Source organism: Streptomyces sp. NPDC050619 (genome assembly GCF_040654815.1).
Classification (GTDB): domain Bacteria; phylum Actinomycetota; class Actinomycetes; order Streptomycetales; family Streptomycetaceae; genus Streptomyces.
This window is the reverse complement of the sequence record NZ_JBFAIR010000048.1, coordinates 25,957-47,878: the sequence shown is the minus strand read 5'-3', so window position 1 is coordinate 47,878 and position 21,922 is coordinate 25,957. Positions and strand designations below refer to the sequence as shown.

Sequence of the window (21,922 nt, the reverse complement as noted above, 5' to 3'; positions counted from 1 at the left end):
GTTACGGGGACATGGCGTGTGGGACACCGGGGGGCGGCTCCCGGACGTCTACCTGGGCGGATACCTCGTCGGATACCTCTTCGGAGGTTGATGGTCCATAAAGTCGAGCGCCCTGTCATGAACCGATCGGCCGGGCTCGTCCGATGAGGAGACGTGAGCGAAACGAAAAGCGACGGGGAGCTGCTGCGGGCCATCGCGGCGGACGGTGACCGGCGCGCCTTCGAGGAGCTGTACCGGCGCTACGCGCCGTGGCTCACCGCACGGCTACGCGCCGTGGCTCACCGCACGGCTGCGCGGCCGCTGCCCCGACCCCGCGATCGTCGACGACGTCGTACAGGAGACGTTCCTCGCGGTGTGGCGGGGCAAGGCCCGCTACCGGGAGGACGGGACCGCGGCGGATCCGGCCGGGTGGCTGTGGCGCATCGGCTCGCGCCGCCTGGTCGACGCACTGCGCGGTGACGGGGCGCGCGGCCGGCTGCGGCAGGCGCTGGCGCGGCTGCGGCACCGGGACGAGGCGTCCGCGGAGGAACGCGTGCTCGCGGGGGTGGAGCACGGGGACCTCGCGGGCGCCCTGGTCCGGCTCTCGCCGGAGTTGCGGGCGGTCCTCCAGGCCACGGTCATCGACGGGCTGACCACCCGGGAGGCGGCCGTCCTGCTCGGGATACCGCCGGGGACGGTCAAGACACGGGCGATGCGGGCCCGTAAGCAACTACGGGAGGCGCTGGCATGACCTGGCATGTGTCCGAAGAGGATCTACGGGCCTACGCCCAGGGCGAGTTGGCGCCCCCCGTGCTGTGGTCCGCCGACGCCCACCTCACCGCCTGCGCACCGTGCCGGGCCGCCCTCGCCGAGGTGAGCGACCCCGTCGCCCTGGACGCCGGATGGGAGCGGCTCGACGCCGAACTCGACGCGCCCCGGCCCGGGTTGTTCGAGTCCCTGCTGGTGCGGCTCGGGGTCGCCGACCACACCGCGCGGCTGCTCGCGGCCACGCCCGTGCTGCGCGGCTCCTGGCTGGGCGCGGTCATCGCCGTGCTCGTGCTGAGCGTGGTCGCGGGCAACGTCGCCCGGACCGCCGAAACGCCCACGCTGTTCCTCGCCCTCGCGCCGTTGCTGCCGCTCGCCGGGGTGGCGCTGTCGTACGGGCCCGCGCTGGACCCGACGTACGAGATGGCCGTCGTGTCCCCGACGCACGGCTTTAGGCTGCTGATGATCCGTACGGTCGCCGTGCTCGTCGCCGGGCTCGGCCTCAACGGGCTCGCCACCCTCGCCCTGCCCGGGTACGGGCTGCGCGCCCTCGCCTGGCTGCTGCCCGCGCTCGCCCTCACCGCGACCGGGCTCGCGCTGACCGCCCGGCTGGGCCCGGTGCTCGCGCCCTCGCTGGTCGGCGGGGCGTGGATCGCGCTGATGCTGGCCGCGCAGGCGGCCCACCCGGCCGGCGGCGAGCCGCTCGCGCCGTTCACCGCGGCCGGGCAGGGGGTGGCGGCGGCGGTCGCCGCGCTCGCCGCCGGGCTGCTGTTCGCCGTACGGGACCGCTTCGACCGGTCTGGTCCTTTCGGCCGGTCTGGTCCTTTCGGCCGGTTTCGGGGGAGCGCCGTATGACTCCGCTCCGAGGGGAGCGCCGTATGACGTCCGCCGTTTTCCACTACCGCTACGGGAGTTCTGCATGACCCCCACCGTCTCCGCCTCCGGCCTCAGCCTCCGCTACGGCGGTACGCGCGCCCTCGACGACGTGTCGCTGCGGCTGACCCGGGGCGTCACCGGGCTGCTCGGGCCCAACGGGGCCGGAAAGACCACGCTGTTGCGGGTGCTGGCCACGGCCGTGCCCGCCGACCGGGGGGCCTTCATGGTGCTCGGCAACGACCCGGGCACGGCGCGTGGCCGGCAGGAGGTGCGGCGTGCGCTCGGGTACCTGCCGCAGACGCCCGGCTTCCACCCGGACTTCACGGCGTTCGAGTTCGTCGACTACGTGGCGATCCTGAAGGAGCTGACCGACCGGGCCGCCCGTCACCGCGAGGTGCGGCGTGTGCTCGACGAGGTCGATCTGGCCGAGGTGCGCGGCAAGCGGATCAAGAAGCTGTCCGGCGGTATGCGGCAGCGGGTCGCGCTGGCCGCGGCCCTCGTCGGCGACCCCGGCTTCCTCGTCCTGGACGAGCCGACCGTCGGCCTGGACCCCGAACAGCGCATGCGCTTCCGGGAGTTGATCGCCCACGCGGGAGAGGGGCGGACCGTGCTGCTGTCCACCCACCAGACGGAGGACGTGGCGATGCTCTGCCACCGCGTCCTGGTCATGGACGGCGGCCGCATCCGCTTCGACGGCACCCCGGCCGAACTGACCGCGCGAGCGGCCGGCCGGGTGTGGAGCAGCACCGAACGCGCCCCGGGCGCCAAGGCGGGCTGGCGCACCGGCACCGGCTCCTTCCGCAACGTCGGCGATCCGCCGCCCGGCGCCGAACTTCTCGAACCCACCCTGGAGGACGGCTACTTGCTCAGCGTCTCTGATCAGCTTAGGGAAACGTAGTCGGACGTAGTGTCCGGTACGTGTTCCCACCGGGGAGGAGTGGTGTGGGCGTGCAGGTGGAAACCCGCGCCCCGTGCTGCTCCTCGCGGATGGTGTGTGCTGATCGTTGTCACGCCCTGGTTCCGGAGGGCCGCACGAGGCAGCTCCCGGACCGTTGGAGCGTGTCCCTCCGGACGCTGGCCCGCCTGAGCGGGGGAGGGTGTCCGGCGTCGCCTGGGCGTCGGACATGCTGCTTTCGTCGGGCCGGTTTTGGACCTGTCCCGACTGGTCTGAGTGGCAGTCGGTGTGATGACTGCCTTGGTTTCGAGCTTGTCCACCACGGAGCGGATGACCATGTCACCGCTGGCGCGGTCGGTGACCGTCTTCGTCTGATGGGTGAGGCCGCGTGCGGCGATCCGGCGCCAGGCTCCCTGGTCCCGGTCGCCCTGCCAGCTGCATGACGGACAGATCGCCCACTTCCAGCCAGGAACCGTCGGACGGTCGGGAGACTTGCGGTGACGCAGCGGAACCAGGCACTGCGGGCAGTGCTTCGAGGTGTTCCGGGCCGGGACGGTCACCACGGCGATGCCAATCTCGGCGGCCAGGTGGCGCATCCGCTCCACGATCTGCCCGCGCACCGTCTGCGACATGCGGGTGTTGTGGTTGCGGCCCATCCCGCGGGCCTCCATCGAGCGGAGATCCTCGATGTAGATGACGGTGGCCCCGGCGCTGATTGCCTGGTCCACGGCCCATCGGGCGGCCGACCACGCCAGAGCGTCGTTCAGGTTCGACCGGCGAGCCGAGACGTGTCGGATTTCGTCGGTGAGAATCCGACGCCTGCCCGTCAGGGCGTGGTACTCCGCGTTGCTGATGAGGCGGTCGTAGTGGTCGGCCTTCGCGTGCAGGGCCTCGCCCTGGCGGCGCAGACGGTGCTGCTTCGACAGGACGCCGGATGCGCGGAACATGCCGCCCGAACCGAGAGTGGTGATCTTTCCGTCGTCGTGGAGCCGGGCCGCACCGGCACTGAGCAGGGTGTTCAGGCCCCAGTCCACACCGAGAGCGACCGTGTGGCCGGTGCGCTGCGTCTTTGGGACGGCATGCGTGAAGGCAAGGTCGGCCCGCACATGGTCCTGGTGGAGACGCAGAGTCGGCAGGTGCAGCACGGCACTGGCGGGAACGGTCGGCGCAAGTGCGACCGGACAGGCCACCCACGTCCAGTCCGCATACGACTGCGGATCCGAACGGGTCGGCAGCTGAAGTCGCAGCAGAGCCCGGCCCGGATCATCAGATCGTTCGATGCCGGCCTGCTGGTTGTCGCAGGCGGACAGAAGCAGCATGCGGGCAATGCAGGGTGTGCCTTCCAGCTCGAAGACGTCGGCCGGAAGCCGGTCGTGCTTCTGCTGGAAAGAGGCGATCTGCCGGGTGCGGGACGTGATGATGCTGGACGGAAGAGAGGTGCCACCTGGCACTGCCGCCCGGACGGCATCCCACTCGTCTGCGGTGCGCTTCTTCGGATCGGTGGGCCACGTCCTGAGGACACCGGCCGTCAGATCCGAACGCCACTTCGCGGAACGCAGGGTGCGTCCGGCCTGCTCCTGAGCCATGCGGACGATGCGGTCATTGACCTGGGCGTCGGAGCTGACGGTCCAGCCCAGGCGGCGCAGGGCCATCCAGGCGTTCGACGGCAGCCCGCGGCCCCCGGCGTCCTCACCGGCGGCCAGCACGTCCACGTCGGCGGTGTTCCAGTGCTCGGCCAGCAGGGCGGCGGCCATCCCGGACACCAGATCGGCAGCCCAGCCCACCCGCTCCGCCAGCACCGCAGCGGGCAGGAGTTCACCCGTCTTCTCCTCCACGCCCATGCGCAGCAGACCACGGGCGCAGGCGGTGCGGGCACTCTCGCCCTCAGCGAGCGGCAACTTCCGGCTCACCCGTGCCCCCTTCCCGCCCGCGATGCTGTCATCCGATCAACGACACTCCCCGCGGAAGGTCACGCATTCGATCCACGTACTCACACACGACACCGACCCCGAGCACACGGCATGACGCCGACGCATGACGAATCACTACGGATACCTAAGGAAATACGTGAGCCTCGATGGCTTCTGCCGCCTCCTGCTCGTCGTAGATGAAGGTTCCTTCGCCGCGGCAGTCGTCGCACTTATCCCAGACGAGCTCGGGTTCATCGTCGTCGGTGCCCCGAATGACTTGCACAGACCCGTCGCCGTCGCATTCGTAGCAGGGGAACTCGTACTCGCCGGGTACCAGTTCCATCGTGTTGTCCCTCCCCAGGAGCCTGTGTGGATTGTGGTCCTAGCCAGCCGCTGAGGTAGATCGTCACGGAACGTGCAGACGCACGATCTGACGCCGATTTTCCTCAAGCCCCGGTACGGTCCCGGGGACGCCGTACCGAAGGAGACCAACTGTGGCTGAGTACCTGACCGTTCTGACCACGACCGACGCCACCGAGAAGGCCCAGGCTCTGGCCGCCAGCGCGGTGGAGGCCAAGGTGGCGGCCTGCGCGCAGATTGATGGGCCGATCACCAGCGTGTACCGCTGGGAGGGCGCGGTGCAGACGGACCAGGAGTGGCGCGTGCTGTACAAGACGACCGCCGAGCGGTACCCGGAGCTGGAGGCGCACATCAAGCAGGCGCACGACTACGACACCCCGGAGATCATCGCCACCCCGGTCACGCACGGCAGTGACGCCTACCTCTCCTGGGTGAGCGAGGAGACGGCCAAGGGCTGATCAGGCGGCGAGTGCGGCGCGGATGTCCTCGGTGAGGTCCCGCGCCGCACTGTGCTGCTGGGGCAGCAGCGCCGCCATGGACGCCAGGCGCTGGCGGCCCATGGTCGTGGGCGTGGTGGTCGCGGCGTCCACGAACCGGCGCCCGACCTCCACGCCCCGGTCCACGTCGCCGGACAGCACATAGCCGGTGGCCGCGTCGGACAGGACCGCGATGGACACCTTGGAGTCGTCGTCCCCCAGGTGCGTCAAGGCGTCTTCGGTAGCCCGTCCAAGGTCGGGGTGGCGTAGCTGGAAGTACGTGGAGACCGTCAGGGAGTCCAGGCGGGGCCGCTGGTAGAAGCGAATCCACGCCTGTTCGGCCTCGGGGTTGGCGTAGTCAAAGGCGGTGGTCGCCCGGTCCAGAGCGCGCACCGCGCCCTCCCGGTCGCCGCTCGCGGCGGCTTCCTCCGCCTCCCGGGCGGCGAGCCAGGAGCGGGCAGCGGCGTACCCGGCGCCGCGTACGTGCTCCTGGGCGGCGGCCAGCATCTCCCGGGCCTTGTCCGCCGGTACGGCGTAGGAGGCGTAGCCCATGGCCAGGGCGACGACTGCCGGATGACCGGCCTCACGTCCGGCCAGAGCCGCCGTCTTGTAGTAGTGGCGGGCGGTGGCCATGTCGCCCACGTCGTAGGCCGCCCAGCCCGCGAGTGCGGCCGTCTCCCCGGCCGCGATGGTGAGCGCCTGGCGGTGGGGGCCGGAGCGGGGGATGAGTGCGGTCAAGGTCTCCAGGTGGCCGCCCAGGCGGTCGGCCAGCAGCTTGGCGGGGATGTGGTGTTCGCTCACGAACAGGTCCGCTGTCGCCTCCACCAGTTCGTCCGTGACTTGGCTGTCCACATTCGGACCGGCGAGTGCCGCCGCGAGCCGTCCCCATGGCTCGGTGGCGATCCCAGCGGCCAGTATCGAGACGCCGAGGAATTCACGTCGCTCCACGGGGGAAACCTCCTCTTGGTCCTCTAGTAATACCGATGTTGACACGAGCCTGCGATACCGGCGGCTGGCGGCCACCGCCCGCCGGACTTCCTCCACGGGGATGCCGTACCCCTCGGTGATCACGTCGTGCCAGTCCGGGATGGGGAGCCGCTTCTCCGTCTCCCAGCGCTTGATGTTCTCCGGGTCGACGAACCGGCCGCTGACCTGCTCCAGGTGTTCGGCCTGGTCGCGTCTGGTGCGCCCCGCCTGTTCGCGGAGAGCACGCAGCAAGTGGCCAATGCCGTCCGGACTCATCATGCGCTGCCCTCAAGTCTCGTTTGCAATGCCGGTTTTCATTCTGGCCCCCCATGCTGGCCCCCAGCCGGAAAACGCACCCTTTCCCGGCCCTCCCAGCCCCGCACGCGCAGTCGTTGGCTAGGTATGTGCCCACTGCTTAGCAGATGGACACGGTCCCCGCTCACGACCGACGAGGCTCTGATGACTGTGACCGCTTCCGCTCACCCCACAGGGCACCCGGGCTACACCGAGACCCTGCCTTGCGAGGAGGCCAGCGCATCGGCCGCCCGCAGCCTCGTGCGCACAGCGTTGACCGCTTGGGGGCTGGGGGAGCTGGAGGACCTGGCGGACGACAGTTGCGTGATCGTGTCCGAGCTGGTGGCCAACAGCTCGAAGCACACGGCGTCCCGGAACATCCGGGTCACCGTCAGCCGTCCCACCCCCAGGTGGGTCCGGGTCGCGGTCGTGGACAAAGCCCCGCGCTCTCTGCCCGCGATGCGTACCGCTTGCGCCACCGACACGGGCGGCCGGGGCCTGGTGGTCGTAGAGGCCCTGTCCGACCGGTGGGGAACGGACCTGCTGGGCTGGGGGAAACGGGTGTGGGCGGAGCTGCGGACGGACGTGAAGCCGTGACCGAGCAACCCGCCCAGGCCCTGCCGGACATAGCCCGGCTCCAGCCCGACAGCAGATGGCCATGGACTGCGCCCGCTGCGGCCGTCCCCTGGGAGCGGGCGGCCGGGTCTGGGGCGACACGCGACACCGTGGCCACCTGTTCCGCCTGTGGGTGTGCGCGCCCAACTGTCAGCCCCGCCCACCCGGTAGCGCGCCCTGAGCTGCTGCCCCGGCTGCGGTGACCGGACAGCCCACGGCTGGGGCGGCCTTGACCGCCTCCCTCCCCGCGTCCCCCGTCGGGGAGGGAGGCCCCCGCCCTCCGCTCCCGGAGCGCGGACCGTGCACGGACAGCAAGCCAAGCCCGAGGAGGCGTTCATGACCACCGACGTTCCCACCGTTCCACCCTTGCGCGAGCTGTTGACCCGGCCCAGCGTTGGGGAGGTCTTCGTGCACGCCGCTGCCCAGATCCACCGGGCCGCCGCCGACCTGTGGTCAGGCGCACCGGTGTGCCTGGAGCAGCACGTGCCCAGCGTCACCAGCTACGTGCACCGCGCCCGGGTGGGAGACCGAATCCTGTACGCGAAGGTGTCCGTCCTAGGCGTCTCCCTCGTGTCCCTGGTACGTGGCGCGTGCGGCAACTGGCCCAACGTCGCCCAGTCGCAACGCGAGTACGAGCAACGCGCGGACGGCCTGGTGGAACGGGAGGCCGTCCAGCTCCGGCTCCTGGCCGGCATGAAACAACCCCGAGTGTGTGCGCTGGCCGGGACGAGCCGGGGCGTGCTGTTCACGGAGCCGGTGACCGGCCCGACCCTGGGGGAGCTGCTGCTGGCATCCCCCGGGGACACGGCCGAGCTGCTGGCCGTGCCGCTCGCGGAGCTGCGCCCGCTGCATTACCCGGAGCTGGTGCGCCGTCTGGACCCTGGCGGGGTGATCGGGGAACGCAGCATCGCGGGCACGTTCCTGCGCAAGTTCAACGGCCTGTCCGGGACGGTGTACGTGGACCGCCTGGGCGCTGAGCGCTGCACCCCGGGCCGGCGCCAGGAGGTGGTGGAGCTGTTGCGCAGCGCCGTGGCGCGGCTGCACCGGCTGCGTATGCGCCTGGCCCCGGTCACGCGCACCACGCTGGCGTACGGGGACCTCAAGCCGGAGCACGTGGTGTTCCCGGACGGCCCCGAGGCGCGGCCGGTACTGCTGGACCCCGGGCTGTTACGGGCTGGTCCGAGCGTGGACGTGGCCAAGCTGCTCAGCCGTACCGTGCTGTTCCTGGCCGCCCGACAGCCGGACGCAACCACCGCCCGGCAGGTCGTGGAGGGGCTGGGCGTGTTTGGGCAGGCGCGGGCGCTGCGGCTGTCCCGCCAGGCGCGGCGGGTATGGCTGCGCGAGCTGCTGACGCTGTGGCTGATGGACACCACCAACATCCTGACCACGTACCTGTCCGCGCCCTCCGCGCTGCCGTTGCCCGCCCAGGGGCTGGCCCTGGTGGAGCGGGCCGTGGCGGTGTGCACGCTGGTGGACGTGGTGAGCGCCGACCTGGCGACCGGCGCGGACGTACGCGGCGTGTGGGACCGCGCCCTGGGTCACGCCCTGGCGGTGGCCTCGTGACCTCGCCCGCGCCCGCGCCCCCGGTGTCGGCGGTCGGCGTGGTCGGGGCCGGAGCGGTCGGGCAGGCCGTGGCCGGGGCGCTGGTGGCCTCCGGGCTGTGCGCCCGGCTGCTGGTCGCCTCCCGTACGCCGGAGCAGACTGCCGCCCTAGTGGCCGACCTGGACGACATGCGCGCGGCGGTCGGCTCCCCGGCGCGCCCGGCCGCCGTGCTCCTGGCCGAGCTGGTGGACTGCCGGGCTGTGGTGGTCGCTGTGCGCGCCCGGTTCACCAACAGCCACACCACGGACGTGCGCATGGGCGGAGCGCACGCCAACGCCCCCGTGGTCCGCGCTCTCGGGGCGGCACTGCGCGGCTACTCCGGCACGGTGCTGATGGTCACCAACCCGGTGGACGTGATGGCCCGCCTGTTCGCTGACGCCTCGGGCTGCGCGCGGGTGTTCGGCATCGGCTCCAACCTGGACAGCGCCCGCTACCGCCTCACCCTGGCCCGCCTGCTGGACGTACCGCTGGACGCCGTGGACGGCCACGTGATCGGGGAGCACGGGGACGCCGCCGTGGTGTGCGCCTCCGCCACCCGCGTCAACGGCCATCCCCTGCCCGTCCCCCTCCAGCAGGTACGCGACGAGCTGGCCGCCCGCCCCGGACGGATCAACGCCGGGATCGGGCGCACCCGGTCCGGACCGGCCGGTGCGGTCGTCACCGCGCTGCGCCTGGCGCTCGGCGTGGAGGACGGGCTGGTGGAGCTGTCCGCGCCGTACCGGGACGGGTGGCTGGGAATTCCGTTGCGGTTCACGGCCGGGCGTCCTCTACCGTGCCTGCCTGCCCTGGACGAGGCAGAGGCCCGCCAGCTCGACGCCGTCCACGCCAAACTCCGCGCCGCCTACCGGGCGTTGCGCGATACCCCATCCAGTTCCCTTCCGACAGTGAGGACCCCGTGACCACCTACGCCACCCGTCTGGAGGCCGCCGACGCGGCTGTGTCCGTGCTCTCCTCCACCCAGACCGTCACCGACTGGTCCCGCCGCTACTTCGGGCCGTGGTGGAACGCCGTAGACGTAGCTCCGGAGAGCGTGTGTGCCGCCCCGCTGGTCGTGTCCGACGTGGACCCCCAGCAGTACGCGGACGCCGCCCTGGCCGTGACCCAGGCCCCGCACACGAGCACCACGTACGCCAAGGCCCACACCCTGGTGGCACGGGACGAGGTGGAGGGCGTCATCACGGCCGTCTCCCCGGACGAGGCCCTGGCGTACCGCTCGGAGACCGCCACCGGGCGGCTGACCATCGTGGGGTGCGACACCGAGCCGGTGGCTACCGCCGCCGCCCGCCTGGCGCGAGAGGCCATGCGCGGCGTGCTGCTGCGCTCCGGCTGGTCCGTACTGCACGCCTCGGCCGTGGCTCTGGACGGACGGGTGATCCTGGCGTTCGGGTCCAAGGGCGCGGGCAAGACCACCAGCGCCGTGGCGCTGGCCGCGCGCCACGGGTGGGAGCTGCTGGCCAATGACCGCGTGTTCGTCCGCGTCAACGCCGCCGCGGGCGTGGACGTGCTGCCCTGGCCCTCGGCCGCCGCGCTCGGCCTGGGGCTACTGGACGCCCTGGGCTGGTTCGACGTGGCCCGGGAGCGGCTGGAGGCCGGGGAGTCGCTGCACCCCACCCAGGACCAGCGGGTGACGGACGCTCTGGTGGCCGGGCGTCGGGAACCGCTGTGGGACGGCAAGCGGGAGTTGAAGGCGCAGGTGTTCCCCGACCAGTTCCCCACCTGGTTCGGGCTGGACCTGGCGACCGGCGGGCAGGCTGCGGCGCTGATGTTCCCCCGCATCGAGCCCGGCGCCACCCCGAACCTGGCCGGGGGCGGGCGGACGCTGGGGGAAGGGGACTTCATGAGCGGGAAGACCGAGGACCGGTACCCCGACGTGTTCGAGCTGGCGCGCGTCGATGGAGGTGGCACCGCCGACGCGCGCCAGGCGGTCGCCGAGTGCCTGGCCGAACTCCCCCACCACGCGGTGGTCCTGGGCCACGACCTGGCCGCGAACGCCGACTTCCTGGTGAAGGTCGCCGCCGCGTAACCCGGCACGCATAGCCCACGGCCCCCGCTGCGACGGGGGCCGTCGTGCGTCCGGCCTCCCGGTTCCCCGGGTGCTACTCCTCCCGCGCCGGGCAGGATGACCCCATGCCGCCGAGAACCCGCCGCACGCGCACACCCCGGGGCTGGGACCTGTTCGAGGAGCCGTACTACAGCGAACCCGGGGCCGCCCCGCCCCGCCCGAGCCTGCCGGTCTTCACCCCGGACACGCTCCCGGACCGCTACCTGACGCGGAAGCAGGTGGAGGAGCTGGGACTGACGCCAGGGCGCCCCGTCGGGGTGCTGCGCTGGACGCCACCGGGTGCTGCCGTGTCGCGGGAGTGCGCGGTGTTCGACCGGCTGGCGGCACAGCCGACTCCCCCGCGCGAACCTGACCTGTTCGACGCCGTGAAGGAGGAGCAGCGCCGCCCACGAGGCCCTCGCGGCGGGCCTCCGGTCAGGCCTCCGCTCAGGTCTCCGTCCGGTACATCAGGTCCGTCTCGTACGTGACGAATCCCAGCCGCTCGTAGACCGACACCGCCGCCTTGTTGTCGGCGTCGACGTACAGCATCGCCGTGGGCAGGCCCTGGGCCGCGAGATGGCGCAGGCCGATCGTCGTCAGAGCCTTGCCCAGGCCGCCGCCCTGCGCACCGGGCCCGACGCCCAGGACGTACACCTCGCCCAGCTGCTCCTCCGCGTGGACCTTCGTCCAGTGGAAGCCGATCAGTTCGTCGCCCCGGAAGGCCAGGAAGAAGCCGGACGGGTCGAACCACGGCTGAGCCTTGCGGTCGTCGAGGTCGCGCTGGGTGAGGGAGCCCTGTTCGGGATGGTGGGCGAAGGAGGCCGCGTTGACGGCGAGCCAGGCCGTGTCGTCGGTGCCGGGGACGAAGGTGCGGACGGTCACGCCCTCGGGGAGCACCGGCTCGGGGAGGTTCAGGTCCGTCAACGGGCGCCGCATCTGGCGCAGTTCGCGAAAGAGGGTCAGCCCCAGGACCTGGGCCAGATGCCGGGCCGCGGAGTGGCCGCCGTGGGCCCACACCCGCAGCCGCTTCCCGGACGCGGCGAGCAGGGCCGCGCCGAGGGCCCGCCCGTGTCCGTGGCCCCGGTGCGCGGGGTGGACGACCAGTTCCGCGGCCGGCGCCTCCACCGGGTCGGTGTCCTCCAGCTGGGCGTAGCCGACGAGTTCGTCGTCGACGGAGAGGAGCAGGTGGGACACGCCCTCACGCGCCCGGCCCCGCAGCTGCAACCGGCCTTGTTCGGACACCGCTTGCCGTCCGTCGTTCCGGGCGGCCTCCGCGAGCAGTGCGAGCACGGCCTCGGTCTGGCCCGGGGAGAGCGCGGAGTGGGTTTCGATCGAGCGGGGGTTGCCGGACTGTGCTGCGGTGTCGTCGCTGGTCATGCGTACGAGGGTAAGGGGACGCCCCGGCAAAGTGGGGGCAAAGAAGCAACCAGGATGTAACCACGAACCCTCTGTCGCGCTACGCGCGTTGACCCTAGGCTGCGCCGGGAACAACGGGGCCACTTCCGCAGCAGAACCACAGGGGGGCGTATGCCAGCCATATCCCAGCCGCGCCAGGCCGAAGCCGTGCGCCGCAGACGTCGTACCTTCCGTCTGGTGGCCGCGGCCGCCGGACTCGCCACCGTCGGCGCCCTCGCCGCCGCGCTGCCGTCGGCGGCGAGCCCGGGCGAGAGCAAGGGCGGGCCGGGCGGTCACGCGCCGGGCCGCTACCAGGACGTACAACTGCTGTCCTTCAACGACCTGCACGGCAACCTGGAGCCGCCGTCCGGCTCCTCCGGCCGGGTCACCGAGACCCACGAGGACGGCACGACGACGACCATCGACGCCGGTGGTGTCGAGTACCTGGCCACGCATCTGCGCGAGGCCCGCAAGGGCAACGGGTACTCCATCACCGCGGCCGGCGGCGACATGGTCGGCGCATCCCCGCTCATCTCGGGTCTCTTCCACGACGAGCCCACCATCGAGGCGCTGAACAAGCTCGACCTCGATGTGACGAGCGTCGGCAACCACGAGTTCGACGAGGGCGCGCGCGAGCTGGCCCGGCTACAGAACGGCGGCTGCCACCCCACGGACGGCTGCTACTCGGACGAAGGCTTCGAGGGCGCCGACTTCCCGTACCTCGCCGCCAACGTCCTGGACGAGAAGACCGGCAAGCCGATCCTCAAGCCGTACTGGGTGTGGCAGAAGAAGGACGTCAAGGTCGGCTTCATCGGCGTGACCCTGGAGGACACCCCGGGCATCGTCTCCGCCGACGGCGTCAAGGGCCTCACCTTCAAGGACGAGGTCGAGACGATCAACAAGTACGCCAAGGTGTTGCAGAAGCAGGGCGTGAAGTCGATCGTCGCCCTCATCCACGAAGGCGGACTGCCGGCTTCGTCGTCGTACAACTACGACTGCGACTCGCCGGGCGCGGGCGACGGCGTCTCCGGCCCGATCGTCGACATCGCCAAGAACATCACGCCGTCGGTGGACGCGCTGGTCACCGGCCACACCCACACCGCGTACGTGTGCACCATCCCCGACCCGGCGGGCAAGCCGCGCATGGTCACCTCGGCCGCGTCCTTCGGCCGCCTCTACACGGACACGACGCTCACGTACGACCGTTGGACCGGCGACATCGCCCGTACGGCCGTGCAGTCGGCGAACCACGTGGTCACCCGGACCGTCCCCAAGGCGACCGACATGACCGAGCTGATCAGCAGGTGGAACACCCTCGCGGCGCCCATCGGCAACCGCACGATCGGCCACATCTCCGCCGACATCCCGAACACGGGCACGGAGTCGCCGATGGGTGACCTGATCGCCGACGCGCAGCTCGCCGCCGGCAAGGAACTGGACCCCGAGACCGACCTCGCGCTGATGAACCCGGGCGGTGTGCGGGCGGGCCTCACCTACGCGGCGAAGGCCGGTGAGGGCGACGGCGTGGTGACGTACGCCGAGGGCTTCACGGTGCAGCCGTTCGCCAACACCGTGAACCTCCAGGACTTCACGGGCGCCCAGCTGATCCAGGTGCTCAAGGAACAGGTGAGCGGCACGAACACCGCCTCGCCGAAGATCCTTCAGCCGTCGACCGGTCTGACGTACACCCTGGACCTGACGAAGACCGGCGCGGACCGGATCGTCACCGACTCCGTCAAGCTGAACGGCACGGCCATCGACCCGGCGGCCACCTACCGCGTCGCCACGAACAGCTTCCTCGCGGGCGGCGGCGACGGCTTCACCACGCTGGGGACGGGGACGAACGACCTGGTCGGGGGCGACGACCTGACGGCGCTGGAGCAGTACCTGACGGCGAACTCGTCGGCCACGAACCCGATCGCGCCTCCGGCGGCCAACCGGATCACGGTCGTGAGCTGAGTCGCATACGCCCACGTTGGGGTGTTCCTCGGCGGACAGCCAGGGTGCCGAGGAACACCCCATCACGATCGTGAGCTACATCGCATACCCCCGATAGAAGTTGCGAGTGAGGCCGGTACGCATGTTCGGATGAATGATGCGTACCTCCCCCCACCACACAGCGACGCATCCGAGCCCCGACCCGTACGAACGCGCCCATCCCAACCCGTACGACGAACTCGGTGCCCTCGATGACGGCCCCCTGGAGGAGTTAGCCGAAGAGGACACCGAAGAGGACACCGACGAGCAGGGGGCAGACCGGGCCTCCGGGCAGGAAGAGGACTGGGTCCAGCCCAACCACCGCCAAGGCGGCCGTCGCCGCAGGCGTGGTCGTTTCGCCGGGCTGCCGTTCGCGCTGAAGGCGGTGGTGGGCCTCGTGGTCCTCGCCGCCTTCCTCACCCTCGCCGACCGCTGGGCCGTGCTCTACGCCGAGCACCGGGCGGGGGACGCCCTCAAGGACCGCATGAAGCTGACCGCGGCGCCCGAGGTGAAGATCGACGGCTTCCCCTTCCTGCCCCAACTCGTCGACGGGCGGCTGGACTCGGTGCAGCTGACCGTCCCGGACGTGGCGGCCGGCCGGGTCACCTTGGCGGTGACGGCGACGGCACACGACATCACGCTCGACGGCGACGGGCCGACCTCCGTGCGCGGGGCCCGCGTTCCCGAGCTGAACGGTGACGCGCTGCTCTCCTTCGCCGACATGAACCGTGAACTCGGCGCCTCCCAGCTGACGTTCGAGCGTGCCGACCGCGACCGGATCCTGGCGCGCGGCAAGCTGCCGGTCGCCGGACAGGATCTGCGGCTGCGGGCCGACGTCCGCGTCGGGCGCGCCGGCGACCAGGGCATCGCCACGACGATCGGCGGCATGCGCCTGGACGTCGGGGACCTGGCGACGTACCGGCCCGGTGTCCGCGCCTCGGAGGGCCTGCACCTGACGCCGAAGTCGGCCGCCCAGCTGGCCCGCGAGACGCGCAAGGTGCGGGCGCTGCTGGGGGTGCCGTCGGTCGTACGGCGCATGGGGGTGCCCGACGCGACGGTCCGTGAGGCGCTGCGCAACGACGACAAGCTCGCCGAGCTGACCGGCTCCCCCGGCTTCGTCCGCCAGGCCATGCGGGTCAACCTCCTCGACCTGGCCCTCGCCAACCCGGAGGTGCTCGACCGCCTCGGCTTCGACCCGGCGCTCCTCGACTCCCTCTCCCGGCTCACCCGCCCGGTCCTCGCCGACCAGCTCTCCCTGGGCTTCCAGCTGCCCGAGCTGCCCCAGGGCGAGCTGCGGCTGCGGGACGTGCGGGTGGAGCAGGACGGGATCAGGGTCCGGCTGGCGGGGCAGGGGCTGGCGTTCGGCCGGTAATAAAGGCTGTGTGAGTTCCCGTTCGGTTCCAGGTGACTCCTGAAATTTTCTCTCAGGTGCAATTCATCGAGGTCTCAGCGGAATTGGCTTTTCCCGGCTCCGGCGTCCCGTAATGTTTTCCATGTCGAAAGCGAACGACGCGAAAGCAAAGAAGGAGAGCCGCATGAGCTTCCACAAGATCGCCCCTGTCAAGAAGGCCTGCAAGCCCGCTGCCCCGGCGCCCAAGAAGAAGGCCGTCAAGAAGGTCGCTCCGAAGCGTCGCCCGGTCGCGCACAAGGGCTGACCAATTCAAGCAATTCAAGCAATTCAAAGAATTCGAAGAATTCAAAGCGATTCACAGGCAGAGGAGATAAATTCCATGAGCTTTCACAAGGTCGCCCCGGTGAAGAAGACCCGCAAGCCCGCTCCGGCCCACAAGAAGGCCGCGCCGAAGAAGCACGCCCCGAAGCGCCGCCCGATCGCGCACAAGGGCTGAGGTCGGACGCCACGAGGCGGGGGCCCCGGCCGGCGAGCGCAGTGCGACTCGCCCCGGGGGCCCCGCCTCGGCCATGTCCGGAGCAGGAAAGGACCGGAGCGGGAAAGGAAGGGAATGATGAGAGCAGTCCGCGAGGCCTTCCGCCGCTTCTGGCCGCTGACGCGCGGCGACCGCAAGTGGCTGGCGGTGATCGTCGCGTGCGTGGTGGTGTCCGCGCTCGCCGAGACCGCCTCGATCCTGCTGTTCGCGGAGCTCACCGACAACGCGCTGAAGTCCGGCTCGCTCGCCGCCTTCTGGGGCCCGGCCGGGGGCTGGCTGGCCGTCGCCGTGCTCGGTGCGATCGTCGGCTACCTCGGCAACTCGCTCGCCACCTGGACCGCCGAGAGATTCGTCCTGCGCCTGCGCGCGAACGTCTTCGGCCATGTCCAGGACCTGCCCCCGCACTTCTTCCAGCAGCACCGCCGGGGCGACCTGGTCGAGCGCCTGACCGGAGACGTCGAGGCGATCGAACAAATGGTCGTATCCGGTGTCGTGGGCACGGTATCCGCCGCCTTCTCCGCCGTCTTCTACGCGGCCGCCGCCTTCTGGCTCCGCTGGGATCTCGCCCTGGCCACCTTCGTCCTCGCCCCCCTCTTCCTCCTCGCCGCCCGCCGCTTCTCCGGCCGTATCAGGCAGGCCTCCCAGGACGAGCGGGTCGCCGACGGCGCGATCACCTCGGTGGTGGAGGAATCGCTGGGCAACGTGGTCCTCACTCAGGCCTACAACCGCCGCCGCGACGAGGAGGTCCGCCTCGACCGCGAGGCCCGCGCCTGGATGAAGGCGTCCGTGCGCGGGGCGCGGCTGAGCGAGATGTACGAGCAGTTCGTCGAGGTCGTGGAGACGCTGTGCGTGCTCACGGTGATCGGCCTCGGCGTCTGGGAGATCTCCGCCGGCCGCATGACCCTGGGCCAGCTCCTGGCCTTCGCCGCCTTCATCGGCTATCTCTACCCGCCGATCCGCGACCTCGGCCGGCTCGGCCTCACCCTGACCGCGGCCACCGCGGGCGCCCAGCGCCTGGGCGAGCTCCTGGACGCCGAGCCATCGGTGAACGACCCCGCCGAACCGGTCCCGGCGTGGCCCGTCCGAGGCTGGGTGGGCTTCCACGGAGTGAGCTTCCGCTACCCGGGCGCGGCCCTCGGCTCCCTCGCCGACGTGACCTTCACCGCCGCCCCCGGCGAACTGGTGATCCTCACGGGCGCGAGCGGCGCGGGCAAGTCCACCCTGTCCAAACTGCTCACCCGCTTCTACGACCCCTCGGCGGGCGTGATCACCCTGGACGGCGTCCCGCTGCGGGACGTACCGCTGGAGTTCCTGCGCGAGAACATCGCGCTGCTGCCCCAGGAGACCCTGATCCTCAACGGCACGATCCGCGAGAACATCGAGTGCGGCCGCCCGGGCGCGCGCCAGGACGAGATCGAGCGGGCGGCCCGATCCGCCGCCGCCCACGCCTTCATCAGCCGCCTCCCCGACGGATACGACACCGAGATCGCCCCCGGCACGGCGGCCCTCTCCGGCGGCCAGCTGAAGCGGATCACCATCGCCCGCGCGATGCTCCGCGCCGCCCCGGTCCTGGTCCTGGACGAACCGACGGCCGGCCTCGACTCGGTCGCCGCCCGCCAGGTCGTCCAGCCGCTGCGCCGCCTGATGTCCGGCCGTACGACCATCATGATCACCCACGACCTGAGCCTGGCTCCGGACGCCGACCGCATCCTGGTCGTCGACGAGGGCCGCCTGGTGGAGGCGGGCACGCACGCGGAACTGGTGGCGCGGGGAGGGGCGTACGCGAGGTTGGCGGGACCGCTGCCGGAGGCGCTGGCCGCGGGCGGCGGGGACGACACGCTGACGCTCCGGCTCTGAGCGGCGGGCGCCCTCGTGTTCCCGACACGGACGACTTTGCAAAATCTCATTCAAGGCGCGAAAGTTTAATTAGTGACTATTTTGATGGAAATGTTCGGCCTTAACTTCACAATGAGTAATGACTCTATTGCGGCAAGTCGGACTTGAGGGGCAAATAGCCTGTCGCGCGGCTCGCGTTCGTCCAAATCGTCACCATGGGACGGTGATGACAGGTTGTGGGTTCGATGTGAAGATCTCGCTCATCTAGGGCGTAACTGCGCCAGTGAGGACTTCACATGCTTCCACCCGATGCAGGTGCGCTCGCCATCAGTATTCGTGAAGTGGTCGCTCTCGTGGAAGTTCTCGAGCATGCCCATGTTCAGATCGCCAGGCTGAGCGATGCAGATGAGAGGGTAATCAGCAACGCCAGCGGATCCCTCCTCATTCCCACGCTCTACGCGCGGGCCGGGTTGGCCGCAAGTTGGGGACGCGACCGGATTCCCCTGCTCGCCAGTGAAGTTGGGCTGCTTGAGGCCGCAGTGGTCAACCTCGAGTCCTATGAGGGAAACGAGGTGGTGCTGTGCTCCGGCTACGAGCTGCTCGAGGTTCTCGCGACTCGAAAGCAAGAACCTCGTTCCCTACGCCACATACACGGGATTCTGGCCTTCATTTACGATCCTGCTCGTACTCGCTGAGCGCGGCCTTGATGTCATCGGGTAGCCCTGACGAGCGATGATTACCGTTCGTGTCTCGATCGTCACTGCTCGGGCGTACGCTGCGAAGGGGGTCGATGTTGGCGGCGGCCCCAGGCAACGGTGAGGTGACATGGACGAACTCGTTGACGGGGCAGGGCAGTCGGGGCGGGCCGTGCTGGGGCGGACGCTTCGGTTTCTGCGCGAGAAGGAGGGCAAGTCGCTCGGCCAGCTGGCCGACGAGAGTGGGTACGACGAGAGTTATCTGAGCCGTCTGGAGTCGGGTGAGCGGCTGTCCAAGGTGACGGTCATGGAGGATCTGGACACGTATTACGGGGCCGGTGACCTGCTGGTCAGCCACTGGAGGGTGGCGCGGATCGACGCGTTCAAGGACAAGTACAAGGAGTTCATGCGGCTGGAGGCGACGGCCCGGATCATGCACAAGTACACGCCGAACGTGCCCGGGCTGCTCCAGACCGAGGCGTTCGCGCGGGAGGTGTTGTCTGAGCCCCAGACAACGGCCGAGGACGCCGAGGCGGTTGAGGAGCAGGTGGCCGCACGCCTGGGACGACAGCTTCTGCTGCGCAAGAACCAGGCGCCCAGCGTCCGCTTCGTCATCGACGAACTCGCCTTCCGCCGCCCTTCGGCCGATGCGGAAACTTGGGAAGGCCAGCTGCTGCACATCGAGGCCGTCGCGCAGTGGCCCAACGTCGTCGTCCAGGTGCTGCCGTTCTCTGCCGGGATCCACCACCTCATGGCGAAGGGATCGTTGACCCTGCTGTGGCAGAAGGACGGAAGTGCCGTGGCCTACACGGAAGGTGACAGCAGTGGTCTGCTGATGGACGATCCGGAGGATGTCCTGCGTCACCGTTTGTCCTACGATCGGCTGCGGGATCTGGCGCTGTCCCCGTCGGACTCGCTGGCGTTCATCCGGGACGTACTGGAGGAGCACAGATCATGACGCACGCCCCCGACCTCAGCACCGCCGTCTGGCGCAAGTCGAGCTACAGCGACGGGGGAGACAACAACTGCGTCGAGGTCGCCGACGGCTACGCCAGCCTGGTCCCCATCCGCGACAGCAAGGTCCCGGACGGCCCGCTGCTCGTGTTCGGTGCGACGTCGTGGGCGTCGTTCGTGACAAAGGTCAAGCGCGAAGTGCGGTGATCGTGCAGTGCGTCACAGGGCGTCTGGACCCAAGTTCCTTCGCAGGAACCGCAGTTGATGCCACAAGAGCTGCTCGCTCATCGCCGTTCCCAGCGCTTGGTGACCCACCCCGGGCAGGAGCAGCACCTCGTGCGGGCGTCCGGAGGCGAGGAGTGCCTTCGACAGTCGTAGCGTGTGGGCGGGGTGGACGTTGTCGTCGGCGAGGCCGTGCATCAGGAGCAGGGGGCGAGTCAGCTGCGGTGCCGCTGTGACCAGTGAGGATGCCTGGTAGCGGGCGGGGTGTGCGTCGGGGTGGCCGAGGAACCGTTCGCGCCAGTGGGCCGCGTAGAGCCGCTGGTCGGTGACGGCGGCTCCGGCGACCGCGCAGTGGAAGACATCCGGGCGGCGCAGTACGGCCAGTACGGCCAGGGAGCCGCCGAAGGACCAGCCGCGGATGCCGACCCGGTCGAGATCGAGTTCGGGGTGGAGCCGGGCGGCTTCGTGGAGCGCGGTCACCTGGTCCTCCAGGACCGGTCCGAACAGGTCGCCATGGACCTCCCGTTCCCAGTCCGGGCCGCGCCCTGGTGTGCCGCGCCCGTCGGTGACCAGGACCGCGAAGCCCTGTTCGGCGAGCCACTGGGAGACCAGGGAACGCCAGTCGAGTTCAGCCGTGACCCGCTGTCTGCTCGCGCCCCCGTACGGGTCGACCAGGACCGGCAGCCGTCCGCGGCCCGGGCGGTGCCAGGAGGGCAGGTGCAGCATGGCGCGCAGGTGGCGCGGTCCGAGGACGAGCCGCGTCGCATGGACGTCGAGGACTGGTCGTTCGACGAACGATGCGATGGGGACGGGAGGTTGTGCGTCCCGCCGGACCGTGGTCCGTCCGCCCGGCCGATCCGTGGACCGGGCGGTGTGTACGAGGGTCCCCGCGCGAAGGACACCGGAGTGCACGCCGGACTCTGTGCTCAGGCGCTGGGTGCCGTGTCCGGGGCGATGTCTCCACAGGTGGGTCTCGGTCGGCTCTTCCGACGCGGTGAACAGCACGTCCTCGCCGTCCGTGCCGAGTACGGCGCGGAGTTGGAGGCCGGGTGCCGTGACAGTGGCCCCGTCCACGGTGAGGTAGCGAGTTCCCTCGCGGTCGAGATGGGCGACGACCGACCCGGAGGGGGTGCGGGCCGGCAGGCCGGGCACGAGCTGGACCCAGCACCGGTCGTGCTGCTCGTTCAGCACACTGGTCCGGCCGTTGTCCGGGTCGATGGCGAGGAACCGGACGGTGCGCTGGTCGCGGGACTGGACGACGGCGTAGGGGCCGTGCGCGTCCCAGCCGGCGCCCACCACGTACTCGAAGGCGTCCCGATCCCAGTGGGCCTGGCTGCGCGAGCCGTCGAGCCCGATGATCCAGAGGGTGACCTCGGCATTGGCCGTGCCGGCCGCCGCGTAGCGCACCGCGAGCGGCGCCTTGCGGGGATCGGCCGGGTCGGCAAGGTGCCACAGCTCGACGTCTGCGACATCCGTGCGAGCAACCAGCAGCCGGGGTTCCTCCGGCGCCCACCAGTGGCCGCGCGGGCTGCTGCCCGAGGTGCTGCCGGTGTGCTCGGCGATCCCGAAGGTGACGTCCGGCCCGTCGGGCACCGCGATCGGGCGAGCGAAACCGTTCGTCCTTCGCGGTGTCGAACTTCGCGCTGTCGAAGGTCGCGCCGTATCTCCGCTCACCTCGGCTTCGATCACCCGCAGGGCGCCGTCGCAGACGTACGCGATCCACCGCCCGGCCGGATCCGGACGCGGGTCCATGACCGGGCCCCGAGCCGGAAGGCGCCGGACGGTCCCCGTACCGACGTCCACGGTCCACAACTCGCCGGCCAGGGCGAAGGCGGCCAGCCGCACCGCCCGGTCGGTGGCGTAAGCCGAAATCCCGGCGGCTGGTTCACGCGCGGCGTCGAGCAATCCGGCAGGATCGGCGAGGAGCCTTTCCGCGCCTGAGGGAACGTCCAGCGCCCACAGGCAGGACACCGGATCGTCCCCGGCACGGCTTCTCAGGAACAGCACGGTCGCTCCATCGGGAGCGACCGCGAACTGCTCGGGCGCTCCGCGCACGAAGCGCCGCGTGCGGCCCAGTTGACCGGGCAGAGAGACCATCGCCATGAGCGGGAACCTTGCCATGGCTACCTGTGTGGCTACGTGAGAGTAGAGGCGGTTTCGCCTTTCTCCCTGCAACGT

At 70.6% G+C, this 21,922-nt stretch carries 19 protein-coding genes and 1 pseudogene; 15 read left to right on the top strand and 5 right to left on the bottom strand.

Annotation, left to right across the window (positions count from 1 at the left end):
* Nucleotides 1–153: 153 nt before the first annotated feature.
* From AB0I77_RS46930 to AB0I77_RS46920, 3 genes and pseudogenes are all read left to right on the top strand, one after another.
* A pseudogene (locus AB0I77_RS46930) lies at nucleotides 154–730 on the top strand (RNA polymerase sigma factor).
* Nucleotides 727–1,599 carry a zf-HC2 domain-containing protein gene (locus tag AB0I77_RS46925; protein WP_363289080.1) on the top strand — a complete coding sequence of 291 codons (873 nt, stop codon included), beginning with the start codon at nucleotides 727–729 and terminating at the stop codon, nucleotides 1,597–1,599. Before AB0I77_RS46930 ends, AB0I77_RS46925 begins: the two are co-directional and overlap by 4 nt.
* 64 nt (nucleotides 1,600–1,663) lie before the next feature.
* Entirely contained in the window at nucleotides 1,664–2,518 is an 855-nt protein-coding gene (locus AB0I77_RS46920) for an ABC transporter ATP-binding protein (protein ID WP_363289078.1), read from the top strand.
* Here AB0I77_RS46920 and AB0I77_RS46915 read toward each other — a convergent pair.
* Together AB0I77_RS46915 and AB0I77_RS46910 are read right to left on the bottom strand one after the other, a co-directional pair.
* Nucleotides 2,500–4,425, bottom strand: coding sequence for a zinc ribbon domain-containing protein (locus AB0I77_RS46915; RefSeq protein ID WP_363289077.1), 1,926 nt, complete (start codon nucleotides 4,423–4,425; stop codon nucleotides 2,500–2,502). The two genes, AB0I77_RS46920 and AB0I77_RS46915, sit on opposite strands and share 19 nt — an antisense overlap.
* Before the next feature lie 145 nt (nucleotides 4,426–4,570).
* Complete coding sequence (locus tag AB0I77_RS46910; RefSeq protein WP_363289076.1) at nucleotides 4,571–4,768, bottom strand: hypothetical protein; 198 nt, start codon at nucleotides 4,766–4,768, stop codon at nucleotides 4,571–4,573.
* A 151-nt stretch (nucleotides 4,769–4,919) separates the two neighbouring features.
* Here AB0I77_RS46910 and cutA point away from each other — a divergent pair, with 151 nt between their 5' ends.
* Nucleotides 4,920–5,243: a divalent-cation tolerance protein CutA gene (gene cutA / locus AB0I77_RS46905; protein WP_363289075.1), complete on the top strand. Its 324-nt coding sequence runs from the start codon at nucleotides 4,920–4,922 to the stop codon at nucleotides 5,241–5,243.
* Here cutA and AB0I77_RS46900 read toward each other — a convergent pair whose 3' ends face one another.
* Nucleotides 5,244–6,506 carry a helix-turn-helix domain-containing protein gene (locus AB0I77_RS46900; RefSeq protein WP_363289074.1) on the bottom strand — a complete coding sequence of 421 codons (1,263 nt, stop codon included), beginning with the start codon at nucleotides 6,504–6,506 and terminating at the stop codon, nucleotides 5,244–5,246. It abuts the gene before it with no gap.
* 180 nt (nucleotides 6,507–6,686) lie between these two features.
* Between AB0I77_RS46900 and AB0I77_RS46895 the strand changes: the two genes are divergently transcribed.
* The 5 genes from AB0I77_RS46895 to AB0I77_RS46875 all read left to right on the top strand — a co-directional run bounded on the left by AB0I77_RS46895 (nucleotide 6,687) and on the right by AB0I77_RS46875 (nucleotide 11,267).
* The gene (locus AB0I77_RS46895) at nucleotides 6,687–7,118 is read left to right on the top strand and encodes an ATP-binding protein (RefSeq protein ID WP_363289073.1); all 432 of its coding nucleotides are present in this window, start codon (nucleotides 6,687–6,689) and stop codon (nucleotides 7,116–7,118) included.
* A 354-nt stretch (nucleotides 7,119–7,472) separates the two neighbouring features.
* Nucleotides 7,473–8,699 (top strand): hypothetical protein, encoded by a 1,227-nt coding sequence (locus AB0I77_RS46890; RefSeq protein WP_363289072.1) that lies wholly within the window; start codon nucleotides 7,473–7,475, stop codon nucleotides 8,697–8,699.
* Nucleotides 8,696–9,637, top strand: coding sequence for an NAD(P)-binding domain-containing protein (locus AB0I77_RS46885; protein WP_363289071.1), 942 nt, complete (start codon nucleotides 8,696–8,698; stop codon nucleotides 9,635–9,637). Before AB0I77_RS46890 ends, AB0I77_RS46885 begins: the two co-directional genes overlap by 4 nt.
* A complete protein-coding gene (locus tag AB0I77_RS46880) occupies nucleotides 9,634–10,761 on the top strand; it encodes an isopentenyl transferase family protein (RefSeq protein ID WP_363289070.1) in 1,128 nt (375 codons plus the stop codon). The genes AB0I77_RS46885 and AB0I77_RS46880 overlap by 4 nt, the downstream gene beginning before the upstream one ends.
* A gap of 104 nt (nucleotides 10,762–10,865) precedes the next feature.
* Nucleotides 10,866–11,267 carry a hypothetical protein gene (locus AB0I77_RS46875; RefSeq protein ID WP_363289069.1) on the top strand — a complete coding sequence of 134 codons (402 nt, stop codon included), beginning with the start codon at nucleotides 10,866–10,868 and terminating at the stop codon, nucleotides 11,265–11,267.
* On the opposite strand, the gene mshD is transcribed toward AB0I77_RS46875, so the two are convergent.
* The gene (gene mshD, locus AB0I77_RS46870; RefSeq protein ID WP_363289068.1) at nucleotides 11,227–12,156 is read right to left on the bottom strand and encodes a mycothiol synthase; all 930 of its coding nucleotides are present in this window, start codon (nucleotides 12,154–12,156) and stop codon (nucleotides 11,227–11,229) included. The two genes, AB0I77_RS46875 and mshD, sit on opposite strands and share 41 nt — an antisense overlap.
* 150 nt (nucleotides 12,157–12,306) lie before the next feature.
* Between mshD and AB0I77_RS46865 the strand changes: the two genes are divergently transcribed.
* From AB0I77_RS46865 to AB0I77_RS46840, 6 genes are all read left to right on the top strand, one after another.
* The gene (locus AB0I77_RS46865; RefSeq protein ID WP_363289066.1) at nucleotides 12,307–14,133 is read left to right on the top strand and encodes a bifunctional metallophosphatase/5'-nucleotidase; all 1,827 of its coding nucleotides are present in this window, start codon (nucleotides 12,307–12,309) and stop codon (nucleotides 14,131–14,133) included.
* Nucleotides 14,134–14,269: 136 nt separating this feature from the next.
* Nucleotides 14,270–15,523 (top strand): DUF2993 domain-containing protein, encoded by a 1,254-nt coding sequence (locus tag AB0I77_RS46860; RefSeq protein WP_363289119.1) that lies wholly within the window; start codon nucleotides 14,270–14,272, stop codon nucleotides 15,521–15,523.
* A gap of 592 nt (nucleotides 15,524–16,115) precedes the next feature.
* Nucleotides 16,116–17,894 (top strand): ABC transporter ATP-binding protein, encoded by a 1,779-nt coding sequence (locus AB0I77_RS46855; protein WP_363289118.1) that lies wholly within the window; start codon nucleotides 16,116–16,118, stop codon nucleotides 17,892–17,894.
* 275 nt (nucleotides 17,895–18,169) lie between these two features.
* The gene (locus tag AB0I77_RS46850) at nucleotides 18,170–18,568 is read left to right on the top strand and encodes a hypothetical protein (protein WP_363289065.1); all 399 of its coding nucleotides are present in this window, start codon (nucleotides 18,170–18,172) and stop codon (nucleotides 18,566–18,568) included.
* Nucleotides 18,569–18,698: 130 nt separating this feature from the next.
* On the top strand, nucleotides 18,699–19,526 hold the full coding sequence (locus tag AB0I77_RS46845) for a helix-turn-helix transcriptional regulator (protein ID WP_363289064.1): 828 nt from the start codon (nucleotides 18,699–18,701) through the stop codon (nucleotides 19,524–19,526).
* Nucleotides 19,523–19,729: a DUF397 domain-containing protein gene (locus tag AB0I77_RS46840; protein WP_363289063.1), complete on the top strand. Its 207-nt coding sequence runs from the start codon at nucleotides 19,523–19,525 to the stop codon at nucleotides 19,727–19,729. The genes AB0I77_RS46845 and AB0I77_RS46840 overlap by 4 nt, the downstream gene beginning before the upstream one ends.
* A gap of 12 nt (nucleotides 19,730–19,741) precedes the next feature.
* Here AB0I77_RS46840 and AB0I77_RS46835 read toward each other — a convergent pair whose 3' ends face one another.
* Entirely contained in the window at nucleotides 19,742–21,865 is a 2,124-nt protein-coding gene (locus AB0I77_RS46835) for a prolyl oligopeptidase family serine peptidase (RefSeq protein ID WP_363289062.1), read from the bottom strand.
* Nucleotides 21,866–21,922: the final 57 nt, after the last annotated feature.

What these genes read in the sequence shown, in the direction of transcription:
- AB0I77_RS46835 (WP_363289062.1), bottom strand. Translation starts at nt 21,865, where the DNA reads ATGGCAAGGTTCCCGCTCATGGCGATGGTCTCTCTGCCCGGTCAACTG.
- AB0I77_RS46895 (WP_363289073.1), top strand. Translation starts at nt 6,687, where the DNA reads ATGACTGTGACCGCTTCCGCTCACCCCACAGGGCACCCGGGCTACACC.
- AB0I77_RS46900 (WP_363289074.1), bottom strand. Translation starts at nt 6,506, where the DNA reads ATGATGAGTCCGGACGGCATTGGCCACTTGCTGCGTGCTCTCCGCGAA.
- AB0I77_RS46865 (WP_363289066.1), top strand. Translation starts at nt 12,307, where the DNA reads ATGCCAGCCATATCCCAGCCGCGCCAGGCCGAAGCCGTGCGCCGCAGA.
- AB0I77_RS46845 (WP_363289064.1), top strand. Translation starts at nt 18,699, where the DNA reads ATGGACGAACTCGTTGACGGGGCAGGGCAGTCGGGGCGGGCCGTGCTG.
- AB0I77_RS46860 (WP_363289119.1), top strand. Translation starts at nt 14,270, where the DNA reads ATGCGTACCTCCCCCCACCACACAGCGACGCATCCGAGCCCCGACCCG.
- AB0I77_RS46890 (WP_363289072.1), top strand. Translation starts at nt 7,473, where the DNA reads ATGACCACCGACGTTCCCACCGTTCCACCCTTGCGCGAGCTGTTGACC.
- AB0I77_RS46925 (WP_363289080.1), top strand. Translation starts at nt 727, where the DNA reads ATGACCTGGCATGTGTCCGAAGAGGATCTACGGGCCTACGCCCAGGGC.
- AB0I77_RS46840 (WP_363289063.1), top strand. Translation starts at nt 19,523, where the DNA reads ATGACGCACGCCCCCGACCTCAGCACCGCCGTCTGGCGCAAGTCGAGC.
- mshD (WP_363289068.1), bottom strand. Translation starts at nt 12,156, where the DNA reads ATGACCAGCGACGACACCGCAGCACAGTCCGGCAACCCCCGCTCGATC.
- AB0I77_RS46855 (WP_363289118.1), top strand. Translation starts at nt 16,116, where the DNA reads ATGAGAGCAGTCCGCGAGGCCTTCCGCCGCTTCTGGCCGCTGACGCGC.
- AB0I77_RS46920 (WP_363289078.1), top strand. Translation starts at nt 1,664, where the DNA reads ATGACCCCCACCGTCTCCGCCTCCGGCCTCAGCCTCCGCTACGGCGGT.
- AB0I77_RS46910 (WP_363289076.1), bottom strand. Translation starts at nt 4,768, where the DNA reads ATGGAACTGGTACCCGGCGAGTACGAGTTCCCCTGCTACGAATGCGAC.
- AB0I77_RS46875 (WP_363289069.1), top strand. Translation starts at nt 10,866, where the DNA reads ATGCCGCCGAGAACCCGCCGCACGCGCACACCCCGGGGCTGGGACCTG.
- AB0I77_RS46850 (WP_363289065.1), top strand. Translation starts at nt 18,170, where the DNA reads ATGCTTCCACCCGATGCAGGTGCGCTCGCCATCAGTATTCGTGAAGTG.